This window comes from Pseudomonas sp. GLN_2 (assembly GCF_043106005.1).
Taxonomy (GTDB): domain Bacteria; phylum Pseudomonadota; class Gammaproteobacteria; order Pseudomonadales; family Pseudomonadaceae; genus Aquipseudomonas; species Aquipseudomonas alloputida.
Genome location: NZ_JBICMC010000065.1, coordinates 1 through 11,890 on the forward strand (window position 1 = coordinate 1; position 11,890 = coordinate 11,890).

An 11,890-nucleotide genomic window follows, 5' to 3' on the forward strand; every position below is an offset into this window, starting at 1 on the left:
GCCGGCACAGCCGCCTTGCAATCAGCTCAATGCCGCGGCTCCAGGTCCCCCGAATACAGCTCATCTTCGGACCCTTCCGACCCCGCAATCTTGTGCTCCTCGGCTGCCCAGGCGCCCAGGTCGATCAGCTTGCAACGGTCCGAACAAAACGGTCGGAACGCGTTTTTTTCGCTCCATTCCACAGGCGCGCCGCAAGTTGGGCAATCGACGGTCAATGGCTGGCTCATGGCTGGCCTCCTTTCAAAGTCAGGTAAAAGTGGTGCAGGCGGTCAATCTGCTCATGCAGCGCGGCCAGGCCGCCGTCGTTGACCACTACATCATCGGCATGGCGCAGGCGATCCTCACGGGCCAACTGCGCCTGCAAAATGGCCTGCACGTGCTCGGCACTGGTGTTGTCCCGCGCCAGGGTACGGGCTATTTGCAGGTCCTGCGGCGCATCGATCACCAGCACACGTTGGGTCTTATGGTGCTGGCCCGATTCGATCAGCAGCGGCGACACATAGACCGCATAAGGCGACTGCGCCTTGGCCAGATAGCTGAAAATCTCCTGACCGATCAGCGGGTGCAGCAGTTGCTCCAGCCACTTGCGTTGCGCCGGGTCGGCGAAAATCAGCTGGCGCAGGGCGGCGCGATCGAGCTGGCCGTCGCCCTGCAGCACGCTCGGGCCGAAGCGCTCGACGATGCTGGCCAGGGCCGGGCGACCAGGTTCGACAACCCAGCGCGCCGCCTGGTCGGCATCGACCAGGTGCACGCCAAGCTCGACAAAGCGCTCGGCAGCGGCGCTTTTGCCGCTACCAATGCCGCCGGTCAGGCCGAGAATCCAGGGGGTAAAGGCCGCAGTGGTCATCAGTATCCAAGCAGTTGCATGTATGAGGCGTATATTTCATCACCCCAGAGCACGGCAATCCACCCCGCAATTGCCAGATAAGGGCCAAACGGGATAGCCGTGCCCAAGGCATGCCGGCGAAAACGCAGCAGGCACAGGCCAACAAGCGCCCCGACCACCGACGACAACAGCAGCGTCAACGGCAGCACCTGCCAACCACCCCATGCCCCGATCAGCGCCATCAGCTTGAAATCGCCATAGCCCATGCCTTCCTTGCCGGTGACCAGTCTGAACACCCAGTACACCGTCCACAGGCTGAGGTACCCGGCCACTGCGCCCCACAGTGCGTCGGCCAGGGCCACATGGATACCAAAGGCATTGACGATCAGCCCTAGCCACATGGTCGGCAGCACCAGCACATCCGGCAGCAACTGGTGGTCCGCATCGATCAGGCTCAGCGCCAGCAGGCACCAGGTCAGCGGCAGAGCCACCAACGCCTCTACCGAAGCGCCGAAGCGCCAGGCCACTACCAGCGACAGCAGCGCGCTGGCCACTTCCACTACCGGGTAACGCAGGCTGATGCGGTTTTTGCAGGACGAACAGCGCCCGCCCAAGGCCAGGTAGCTGATGACTGGAATGTTCTCCCACGCACGAATCCGGTGCGCGCAGTGTGGGCACCGGGAGGCGGGCAGGCACAGGTCGAAACGCGGGTGCTGCGTGGTCGGCAGCCCCAATACCTCTTGCGCCTCACGCTGCCATTGCCGCTCCAGCATGATCGGCAGGCGATACACCAGCACGTTGATAAAGCTGCCCACCAGCAGGCCGAGCACCGTGGCAAGGGTGAGGAGATACGCTGGCTGTTCAGCCAGCAAAGCCCATAAAGTCATGTTCAGATCAAACTACCCAACTGGAAGATCGGCAGGTACATCGCCACCACCAGGCCACCCACCAGCAAGCCCAGGATCAGCACGATGGCCGGCTCCAGCAGGCTGGTCAACTGGTCCAGCGCCTGGCTGACCTGTTCCTCGTAATGGCTGGCGGCTTTTTCCAGCATCTGGTCCAGCGTGCCGCTGGATTCACCGATGGCCGTCAACTGCACCAGCAAGGGGGGGAACAGCGGTTCACCGGCCATCGCCTGGTTCAGCCCTTGCCCATTGGCCATGCCTTGGCGCAGCCGCAACACCGCCTGTTCGTGCAGGTCGCCACCCGTTACCCGCGCCACCGTCCCCAGCGCATCCAGCAGCGGCACCCCGGCGCCGTAGGACGTTGCCAGGCTGCGCGCAAACCGCGCCAGCGCGGCCTGCCCCAGCAACTTGCCAAACACGGGCAAGCCCAGCACCCGCCGAGATATCCACAGGCGCGCTGGCGCGTGCTGCCGGTAAAGCTGGCGCACGGCAACACCCAGCACCACGCCCATCACCAGCAGCAGCGGCGCAAACCGGCTCAGCCCTGTGGACAAATTGATCACCCATTGGGTAAATGCCGGCAACGCCGCGCCCATGCCCGAGAACATGCTCTCGAATTTAGGAATCACCTCCAGCAACAAGATTGCCGACACCCCCAGCCCGGTCAGCAACAGCAGCAGCGGGTAGATCATTGCCTTGCGCACCTTCTTGTGCAGCACCCGACGCTGCTCCAGCATGCCGGCCAGCTGCTCCAGCTGCCGGTCGAGCGTACCGGACTGCTCGCCCACCCGTACCAGGTTGCAATACAGCGCATCGAACCATGCCGGGTGACGCTGCAACGCATCCGCCAACCCCAGGCCCGAGGCCACATCCTGTTTCAATCTTTCCAGCAACGCCGCCTGCGCCGCATCGCAACCACTGCGGCCCATCACCTCGAACGCTTGCAGCAGCGGCACGCCGGCCTTGAGCAACGTCGCCAACTGCCGGCTGAACCCCGCCGGGTCTGCCTTTTCGCGCCGCTTTGGCAAGCTGAACGCCAGCCCGCTGGCCGGCCGCAAACTCGCCACCGTGATGCCCTGGCGAATCAGCCCGGCGCGCACATAAGCCGGGCTGCGCCCGGGGGTTTGACCGCTGACCGGCGTGCCATTGGCGTCGGTGCCGTGCCAGCGGTAGAGAAGTGAAGATGAAGTCATGCAAAGGTCCTTGTTCTGCCCTGGCGACAAGCCTGGAAACAGCTTGCCGCGTCCATGCAAGGGCACGCGTCCGTGATGCTCACTAGAGTAGTTCAGCGAAGATGACGCCCGTGCGGGCAGGGGTGACAAAAGGTGTCTGTTCAGGCCTACTGCGCCGCTGCCGGTTGGGGCGCAACTGACCTCAATGTGTAAGCGAATCAAAAAGGAACTACGTTCATGAAAGGGCAACGCGGTATCACCCTGATCGAACTGATGATCGTCGTCGCGATCATCGGCATTCTGGCGACCATCGCCTTACCGATGTACACCAACCACCAGGCACGCTCCAAGGCCGCGGCCGGGTTGCTGGAGATCAGCGCGCTGAAGACGGCGATGGATCTGCGGCTGAACGATGGGAAGGATGTAGCGGATGTAGCCGCCCTGGGTGGCCAGCCGGCGACTGCGCATTGTGCGATCACGGCGAGCGGCAAGGCCGCGGATGGTAGCGGCAGCATTGTCTGCACCCTGGTGGATGCGCCGGCCAACGTGCTGGGCAAGGCCCTGACCCTGACGCGTTCGGCCAGCGGCTGGGCGTGCACGACCGACATCGAGGAAGACCTGGCGCCCAAAGGGTGCAAGGGGGCTTGAGGGCAGGGCAATAAACCAGCGGAAACAGGGGTTTGCGTTACGGGTGTGAGCAGTGGTACGTTGCGCTACACGCCGGTGTAGCTCAGTCGGTAGAGCAGCGCACTCGTAACGCGAAGGTCGCAGGTTCGATTCCTGTCTCCGGCACCAGAATCAGTTGGCCTATGGCGATTTCTCGCTACCTGGCACCAATAGAAGCCCGCCTTGTGCGGGCTTTTTTGTTCCCGCTTTTTTCCCCACGGATTTGCGTGTTTTTGACTTTATGGTTCGCAGTTTTCCACTTAGGGTTGCACGTATTTTTAGATAGTGGTTAGCTGTCGATCAGGTTTTGGCCAGTGTTTACGGGGTGAGAACCGAAATTTTTCTAGATAATGATTTTCCCGTTTAGAGATAATTTTGAGATGCCCCAGTTTTCTCACCACGACTTGCAAGCTACTGACCCCGTCCCTCGACTCGCCGCTGGTTGACGTTCTGGCCGAGCTCGAATTTCTGCGCAGGCTGAGGCTGGAACACTGAGTTCAACCTCTTTCGTGTTTATCCGATTCCTGTCTCCGCGCCAGACAATTTGGCCGATGGTGATTTTTTGCTATCGGGCCATCAATGTAAGCCCGCTAAGTGCGGGCTTTCTTATGCCTGTCTTTTCTCATCAGGCCTGCAAACCTCGGACTTAGCCGTTCCCCCCTGTAGGAGCGGGTTTACCCGCGAACACGGGCGAAGCCCGTGCCATCCACCACCTACCCAACGCAATCAAACATAGTCCTATAACCCAAAGGCCGAGTCACATGCAGTTCCTGCTTCCCAGGCGTAGCGACGACCTCTAGCACCCACCGGCGCGCTGTGAATGCATAATCGGTAGTGTGGTGCCGGTTTTGCCCGTGCTTAAGCTTTTAATCGGCAAAATATTGCCGGTTCCTTTCGTGCGCACTAATTTAATCGGCATTCAAATGCGGATTAATGGTATAGCGATGCCGCTCCGACTCACGATCCAGGCTTTCTCCGATGGTGCATGGCGCGAGGCAGCGACACTCACGGTTGTGAACCCCGAGCGTGTTGCTGATGGAAGCTGCCTTGTCGCCTACGACGACTACATCATCGAGATCTGCTGAACCGCATTCTAGGGAACACCGATAACCACGGTCGCAACACCTCCATCATGCGTGTGGGTGGTAGGTTTCGTTTGGCGCCAATCTATGACCTCGCGCCAACGATCCTGGATGAAGAGGGCATCACACGGACGACGAAGTGGGCGGCGGAGCGCAAGCGGTCTTCTAATTGGCGCGACAACTGCGCTGAGCTTGTTGGTTACACTGATCCCGATGTCCTGCTGCAATGGTTGATGCATGCGGCTGAGGCATTCAGGGCGTTGCCCGATCTGTTGACCGATGCGCCTGAATCGATGCGCAATGCAGCCTCTCTACCTGTGAATAACCTGAATAAACGACTCGTGGAGTGGTGACTGCTATGAAAAAACTACAGCCTGAAGAGCGCGCTCAGCTCGTAGAGGATATCGTCAAGCGCAACGCGGCGGGGCTCGATCCAATCGGGACATCCATCCGCCGTCTGCGGCTCGAAGTCACAGGGCTTGATCAAAAGACCTTCGCGGCCATGTGCAAGATGTCCACGAAAAGCCTGTACGAACTGGAAAGCGGGAAGTCGAATCCGAAGCTCAGCACTTTGGAGGGCGTGCTGCGTCTCTTTGGCGTGCGGATGGGTATGGTGATGACTGCCAAAGATAATCCCACTGCAACGCTCGTCGGCAACACTGTCGGCCAGTTGAAGGCTGGTGGGACAATCGCGGTGGGCGCGCCGCTGGCCAGTTCCTGCGTGGTGGCCGGACCGAAACGAGGGAAAAGCCCTCCGGCAGCCAAAGCGAAGAAGGCAGTGTCGAGGCCGGCATAGTCACGGGCACGGAAAAGCAGTCAGGAACAGTGAGATTGATGTGGTATGCAAATAAAGTCTCATCCCATTTTCCTCTAATTGGTTGCGGTATTAAATCTGGTTGCTCGCAGTAGTTCCAACCACGACGGCTTCATGCTTGTAACGATCATGGGTGCTTGCGCACCAAACAGACCGTATCTCGCTGCCCAGCAGCAACCTATCCGCTTGGCCGACTTTTGCGCCAACCTGTGCCCGTGTCTTTCTGTGGAAAGAGACGGGCACTTCTACCACTGCTGCTGCCCTGATCGCACATGGCTTTGCGGCATTTCCCCTCGTGACAATCGGCGTGACAAGCGCCGATGTCACCAGCAACAGCCATTTAGATGATGGTGCCGCAGACCACGGAATGGACTGCACCTGACTGACAGTCAGGCATGCCCCAGTCATCGCATTGCTGCGTTCACCCGGCCCAGGATCTTCAGGCGCTGGTTTAGTCAGCCAGCACTGCCTCCACCCGCCCACCGGCAACGGTGTTAAGGAGGCCAGATCATGAGATGCCCTTGCTCCCGGACCAGGCTGTGTGAAAACTCGCGGAATGCGTTGAAGGTCGTGGCTATCTAGGGGCGCTTGCAAAACTGGCAGGAAATTGCCTGGATTAGCTTAGTTGGCCTCGCAAGGGTGCATCTGGCCGGTATGAGTCCTTCGTGGAGACTTTGGGGCCCCTAACTGGCGGCTCAGTAGGCCATTTCACCTTTTGAGCGCTTCGAGCAGCCCCCTGATGCCCAAGATGCTCATCATTCGCTTGAGGTTGTAAGCGAGCACATGGAGGCTCATTTCAATACTGACCCTTGGCAGGGTCCTGGTCAGGAAGTGGGTCGCCCCCATCCAGTACTTGAGCGTTCCAAATGGATGCTCAACGGTTTGACGGCGCACCTTCATTTTCCCAGGATCGTGCTCCAGTTGAACCTGCATCGAGTCGAGGGTCGCTTCATGTTCCCAGCGTTTCAACCGCCGCTCCTTGCCCGTCGTATATTGCTTGTGCATTGCGCAGGATTGGCAGCCCGAGAACCAATAAACATGCATCAGCATCCCGTCTTCCCAAGTTGAGTAACGCTTGGTCAGTAATTGCTCCGCAGGGCATCGATACTCATCCGATGCCGAGACGTACAGGAAATCTTGCTTGCCAAATCGACCTTCGGCTTTGCTGCTAGAGGTCAGTGGTTTAGGTACGAAGGGCGAGATTCCAGCTTGCTCACATGCAACGATTTCCGTGCCTGTGTAGTAGCCCCGGTCGGCAACGACATTCAGCGATTCAGTACCGATTTGGTCACGCGCTTGCTTCGCCATGTTGCTCAACTGGCCGCGATCATGACCGACATTCCTCACCTCATGTGCAACGATCAGATGGTGCTGATCGTCAACGGCCGTCTGCACGTTATAGCCAACGGTGCCACTGCCCCGACCACCAACTGACATGGAGCGAGCATCGGGATCTGTGAGAGAAATTTGTTTGTCTGGGGTTTGAAGTAGCTGCGTTTCAATGTCTTTGAGCTTCTGCATCTGCTGTTTCAGCGTTTCGATCTTCTCTTTCAGTCGCTCGGCCTTGGCCACAGCTACCTCCGGCATTGCCCGGTCCGCCGAATCCATCGCTGTCAGATAGCGCTCAATGCTCTGCTCGACTTGCTGCATACGGGCCTTCACCTTGGCCTGGGTGAAGTTACGGTCGCGATTGTTCACGGCTTTGAACTTGCTGCCGTCGATGGCAATGATTGAGTCAGAGAACAGGTTGAGGTTGCGACAGAGGATCACGAACTGACGGCAGACACTGCGAATGGCTTTACCGTTGTCCTTGCGAAAGTCGGCGATGGTTTTGAAATCTGGAGCCAGACGCCCCGTAAGCCACATCAACTCGACATTGCGTTCAGCTTCACGCTCGAGCCGGCGGCTGGACTGAATGCGGTTTAGGTAGCCGTAGATGTAGATCTTCAGCAGGACCGCTGGATGGTAGGCCGGGCGACCTGTTGCTGCCGGATCGACGCCTGCGAAACCGAGCGCGCTCAGGTCGAGTTCATCGACAAAGACATCGACCACTCGCACTGGGTTTTCATCGGTGATGTAGTCATCTAGGCACTCTGGCAGCAATGTGACCTGCGTCCGAGCCTCACCTTCGATGAACCGCTTCATGATTGTCCCCGCCACGATCACGACGGTCAGAAGGTTAGACAACTGCGGGCGTTTTCACACAGCCTGGGACGTAAGGAGCCGCCAGTCCCGCGTAGAGGACACTCCCCACAGGTCGCAGGGGCCTTGATCCCTGATAACACTCAGCATTCTTGGCGGGATGACGTGGGGCGAGGATCGGAGATCGGAAGATGAGGTGACTGGCATGGCATTGGTGGGTAGGCGAGATGGCCGCAATTTCGGGTATGGCAGGCAATTGAGCTATGCAGGACCGCAGGCGCTGAAAGACATGTTCGGCGGTGGCCACTACGGTACGGTCAAGGCGCACAGTGGTCGATGGCTGGCATTCGTGAAGTGGTGCCGCTCCTAACAGGGGCCCGGCATCAATAATGCGCGGCAGATTGATCGGAAGGTGTTAGCCGACTACGCGGCGTATCTACACGACGTGGTTGGGCGCGGTGACCTCGCCGTCAGTACCGCACAAAACCGGCTATCCAGCGTTAACAAGACCATGGCGGCGCTTCGCGGTGATCAGTACGTGAAGTTGCCAAGTCCGAGTAAGGCGTTGGGCATGCAGCGCACCGGTGTTCGACAGTCGGTGCCGCAAGGCCAAGACCGCGAACAGATTAAGCAGATCGTCGACGCGCTTTGTAGCCGTGATCAGCTACGCGCAGCAGCGATCGTTCTGTTGGCGCGAGCCACTGGCATGCGCTTGCGTGAGTCCATCTTGGCTGACCTGCCACGGCTAAGCCGTGAGGCTAAAGACCTAGGCAGGATTAACATTCAGGATGGCACCAAGCGCGGCCGCGCCGGCGCCTCGGCGCCACGTTGGATTGCGGTGGACGACCATGTTCGAGGTGCACTTGGGTTTGCACGGCAGGTGTTGCCTGTGGGTAGCCACAACCTGATTGCGCCAGACGAAAGCTACCTGAATGTTCTGCAAAAAATCATTCGCCCTGCACGGGACGTCCTGCATGCACACAAAATCAAAGGCTTCCGTGAGCTACGAGCGGCGTACGCATGTGAGCGCTATGAGCAAATCACCCAACACCTTGCGCCAATCAACGGCGGCCAATGCCCCCGGGTTGATAGGCACCTTGATCGTGAGGCCCGAAGCCAGATCAGCTATGAACTAGGGCACGGTCGGATCGACGTGGTCGCGGCGTACATTGGAGGACGAACATGAGCAAGCCATTCGATATGGAATTGTTTTTGGCTGCGGTTCTGACGGGGTCGTTCGCAACTCGGCAACGCCATTTGCGTCAGGCGAAGACCATACATGCTGAAATCGCAGAGCGCTGGCAGCGAGAGACGCCTTGGGCTTGGCAGAGAAAGCATGTGTCTTGGTTTCAAGAGCATCGCCTAGATCGACACAGCAGGATGACGCGGTACTACTATTTTCTGACCGTGCGGTTACTAGTTCGTCGTTTTCAAAAAACGTGGGTGTTCAACCTATGAGCGAGGATTTGATTTCGATAGGCAGGGCTCACAGTAATCGACCCATAGCTGCCGGCCAGCAAGGATCAATGACGTCGGTACGTAGACAGTGTGACAGTTAATTAAAAACTGGCGTTCGAGCTTGTCCATTCCGCGTATGCTATCAAGTGTGGGGCTGTTTTCGACCGTACAGAGCAGCTGAGTTTCTAAACGTCGATACGAGTCTTGGATGAAAAACCTAACGGTGCGATCAATAAGATTAGCTTGCTGGACTAGCGAAAGCTAGACTTTTGCTCGCCTGCGAGTTAAATGATTAGCGCCAGATCTAGCCTCCGTCGCTAACTAGAGGTAACGTGCCTGCGCGGATGATTCGATAATGCCAAAAGTCATCGATCTGGATGACGTAAACGGCCTCTGCTTAACGCAAGGATAGGAGGGTTTCATGTCAAGTTATTGGGCTGAGCGGCAGCGAAATACGAATAAGCTAGCGAGAAAGATAGCGGGAAAATTATTTGAACAGCAGGATGTTACACCGAGGCAAATCTATGGTTTATCTATGCTGGCATGGATTACGAATAGCTTTGATGGGGATAACGCAGGATATATCTCAAGCACCAAAATACCTGCGCTCGGCCATGTGTTGCATTCGAATTTTTCAGGGATGAACCTAGCTGAGGTTGCGAATATTGCCTCTTCTGAGGCTAGCGATGCTTCGCTGGAAGCACTGATACTAGGCCACACGGGATTTACCAACTTCTATAAGGCTTTTCGCAATAGCGTTCTCATATGGATTGAAGAACACATGGAAGTGCTACTGCCGCTCTATAAGGATGTCTACGAAGCCACAGAGGACAGGGAAAGGTTGGCTATAGTACAAAGGATTTCCAATCTGCCAGGAATTCCTAAAGCCAACAATCCTACGCAGTTGATGAGGCCGGAGTATTTTTTGACACCGTCATTTTTCATGCTGGATGTCGATATTAAATTTCCGCTAATTAACGGAAATCCAGGAGTTAGAAACCTCCTGAGAAGGCTCAATGTGGTGCATTTAGACCTGGTCTCACAATATCGTGCCATGACCGCACTCTATGGTACTGGTGGGATTGTAGATGCTGCTGATCTTGATCAGTTAGGGCCGAGTTTGTCTGATTTTATATCGACGCCAGGGCAGGGCGCGAAAAAAAAGCTGCTTGAAGAGAAAGATGAAAGCTCATCATCTGACCTGCCACTTAAAGACGAGAATGACGTAGAGTCAATTAGAAAGGCAGGGACAGTTGTTCAGAGGCGAATCCACAATAGCCTGACTAATAGCCTGCGTAGGTCACTTGCATCGTTCACCCTTTTAGAGGGGAGAGATGATTCTTGTATGTTTGATGTGTTGGTCTGTCGATATGATGAGGAAGGCAACGATCTGCTCATAGAAGTGAAAAGCTCAATTGAAATACCTAGCGTCAGAATGGCTGTCGGCCAACTTTTTCACTACTGGCATGTGCTACATGGGGATTCAGACCCGCATTTGGCAGTGCTTCTCCCTGAAAGACCGCCATTAAGTGTCGAGTATTTTCTGAGTTGGATGAGCGTCGGGTTGCTTTGGTATGAAGGCGACACTCTATTTACTGCTGATGAATGGCTGCAATGCATAGCTCATGAAGCGAGCTAGCCGTACGAGATGAAGCGGTTGGTATTCGCCCGCCTCCAATATATCTGAGCCCCTTGCTAGGGATCATATCGGGCGCGGGTTTGTATTTGAAAAGTAAAGGCGGCTGTGGCTGCCGAGCAGCAATGAGTCAATGCCGCCGATCTTAGACATGCGTGCATTGGAAATGTATCCGGGCGCTGAATAGCCGCCACGCATGTATCTGGTTCAGTAGCAGAGATTGAAAATGAACTGTGGCAATTGGAGCAAGTCCGTAAAACGGATTAGTTTTGTACATGAGTTTTGATCAGCTCGGTGTCGCCTTATCAGTTTCTGTGATCATGGGACTTGACGGTCTAACGAATTGTGTACAAATTTCGTAATTTAAAAGCTATTAGGTTGATGATATGACAAAGAACGAGACTTTATTTCATTACACTGACGTTTCTGCACTCTCCTCGATCTTGAGAAATAAAGTCCTTTGGCTTACTAACCTTGGTTATCTTAACGATTCTCAAGAGTTTCATGATGGTGTTGCAGTTGTATCTAGAGTTATTGAGCGTTTGGTTGCTCGGGAGGGGTGTGTTTTTGAACAGCGAGGTGGCGGCTTAGCATTTGCCCAAGGTGTTCTGCAGTGCTACAAAGACTGCGGAGTTTGGAGCTCATTATATAGCTGCTCTTTCAGTGGGGCTGGTAACTTGTTAAGTCAGTGGAGAGCTTATGGTAACTATGCTATAGAGTTTTGTAGGGAAGGGCTTGAGTCTGCGCTTAGTCTTCATGACTGTGTTTATGATGCTGCTGCTAAAGAATCACTGGCGGAGCGTGTTCTTAAGCCTTTTATTGAGGAGGCAGAGGACTATATGGAAACGGATTTCGCAGAAGATATGCCGGGCCTTGCATGTCTGACCGAAAAAATTTCTACCTTCAAGAACGAGCATTTCGCTGCTGAGCATGAGGTGCGGATAATTGGGAAAAGTGACTATCACATGAGTGGAGTTAAGTTTCGTCCAAGGGGGGATTTGCTAATTCCATATCAGGAAATTAGCTTTCCAGTTGAGAGTGTTGTGGCAATTCATATCGGTCCCATCGCCAACCAAGATTTAGCCGAAAACTCATTATCCATGCTGCTGAGATCCTGTGGACTAACTCGAGTGCGAATAGTAAAATCTGATATTCCATTCCGGGCTTAATCTAGGCTTTTATCAGGTCT

11 protein-coding genes, 1 tRNA gene and 2 pseudogenes are annotated in these 11,890 nt (G+C 55.9%); 9 read left to right on the top strand and 5 right to left on the bottom strand.

Annotated features, from left to right (window positions below; all coding sequences use genetic code 11):
* Positions 1-26 precede the first annotated feature (26 nt).
* Genes yacG through ACF8Q6_RS15145 form a run of 4 tightly spaced genes read right to left on the bottom strand, consistent with a single transcriptional unit; the run spans position 27 to position 2,924 of the window.
* A complete protein-coding gene (gene yacG / locus ACF8Q6_RS15130; protein ID WP_003247540.1) occupies positions 27-227 on the bottom strand; it encodes a DNA gyrase inhibitor YacG in 201 nt (66 codons plus the stop codon).
* Complete coding sequence (coaE, locus tag ACF8Q6_RS15135; protein ID WP_392491430.1) at positions 224-847, bottom strand: dephospho-CoA kinase; 624 nt, start codon at positions 845-847, stop codon at positions 224-226. Before coaE ends, yacG begins: the two co-directional genes overlap by 4 nt.
* On the bottom strand, positions 847-1,713 hold the full coding sequence (locus tag ACF8Q6_RS15140) for a prepilin peptidase (protein ID WP_392491429.1): 867 nt from the start codon (positions 1,711-1,713) through the stop codon (positions 847-849). Before ACF8Q6_RS15140 ends, coaE begins: the two co-directional genes overlap by 1 nt.
* A 2-nt stretch (positions 1,714-1,715) precedes the next feature.
* Complete coding sequence (locus ACF8Q6_RS15145) at positions 1,716-2,924, bottom strand: type II secretion system F family protein (protein ID WP_021784186.1); 1,209 nt, start codon at positions 2,922-2,924, stop codon at positions 1,716-1,718.
* 216 nt (positions 2,925-3,140) lie between these two features.
* On the opposite strand from ACF8Q6_RS15145, the gene ACF8Q6_RS15150 reads away from it, so the two are divergent.
* The 5 genes and pseudogenes from ACF8Q6_RS15150 to ACF8Q6_RS15170 all read left to right on the top strand — a co-directional run bounded on the left by ACF8Q6_RS15150 (position 3,141) and on the right by ACF8Q6_RS15170 (position 5,447).
* Positions 3,141-3,551: a pilin gene (locus ACF8Q6_RS15150; RefSeq protein WP_176685551.1), complete on the top strand. Its 411-nt coding sequence runs from the start codon at positions 3,141-3,143 to the stop codon at positions 3,549-3,551.
* 71 nt (positions 3,552-3,622) lie between these two features.
* Positions 3,623-3,698 (top strand) — tRNA-Thr (locus ACF8Q6_RS15155).
* A gap of 725 nt (positions 3,699-4,423) precedes the next feature.
* Positions 4,424-4,654, top strand: a complete 231-nt coding sequence (locus ACF8Q6_RS15160) for a hypothetical protein (protein WP_392490594.1) — start codon at positions 4,424-4,426, stop codon at positions 4,652-4,654.
* Positions 4,642-5,004: pseudogene (locus ACF8Q6_RS15165) on the top strand (HipA domain-containing protein); the annotation flags it as partial. The gene ACF8Q6_RS15160 and the pseudogene ACF8Q6_RS15165, both read left to right, overlap by 13 nt.
* 5 nt (positions 5,005-5,009) lie before the next feature.
* Positions 5,010-5,447 carry a helix-turn-helix domain-containing protein gene (locus ACF8Q6_RS15170; protein ID WP_392490593.1) on the top strand — a complete coding sequence of 146 codons (438 nt, stop codon included), beginning with the start codon at positions 5,010-5,012 and terminating at the stop codon, positions 5,445-5,447.
* 726 nt (positions 5,448-6,173) lie between these two features.
* On the opposite strand, the gene ACF8Q6_RS15175 is transcribed toward ACF8Q6_RS15170, so the two are convergent.
* Entirely contained in the window at positions 6,174-7,610 is a 1,437-nt protein-coding gene (locus ACF8Q6_RS15175; RefSeq protein WP_392490592.1) for an IS1182 family transposase, read from the bottom strand.
* Positions 7,611-7,812: 202 nt separating this feature from the next.
* On the opposite strand from ACF8Q6_RS15175, the pseudogene ACF8Q6_RS15180 reads away from it, so the two are divergent.
* From ACF8Q6_RS15180 to ACF8Q6_RS15195, 4 genes and pseudogenes are all read left to right on the top strand, one after another.
* Positions 7,813-8,793 (top strand): annotated as a pseudogene (locus tag ACF8Q6_RS15180) (integrase).
* Positions 8,790-9,065: a hypothetical protein gene (locus tag ACF8Q6_RS15185; protein WP_392490591.1), complete on the top strand. Its 276-nt coding sequence runs from the start codon at positions 8,790-8,792 to the stop codon at positions 9,063-9,065. Before ACF8Q6_RS15180 ends, ACF8Q6_RS15185 begins: the two are co-directional and overlap by 4 nt.
* A 421-nt stretch (positions 9,066-9,486) precedes the next feature.
* Entirely contained in the window at positions 9,487-10,704 is a 1,218-nt protein-coding gene (locus ACF8Q6_RS15190; protein ID WP_392490590.1) for a hypothetical protein, read from the top strand.
* Positions 10,705-11,087: 383 nt separating this feature from the next.
* The gene (locus tag ACF8Q6_RS15195) at positions 11,088-11,870 is read left to right on the top strand and encodes a DUF2971 domain-containing protein (RefSeq protein WP_392490589.1); all 783 of its coding nucleotides are present in this window, start codon (positions 11,088-11,090) and stop codon (positions 11,868-11,870) included.
* Positions 11,871-11,890 lie beyond the last annotated feature (20 nt).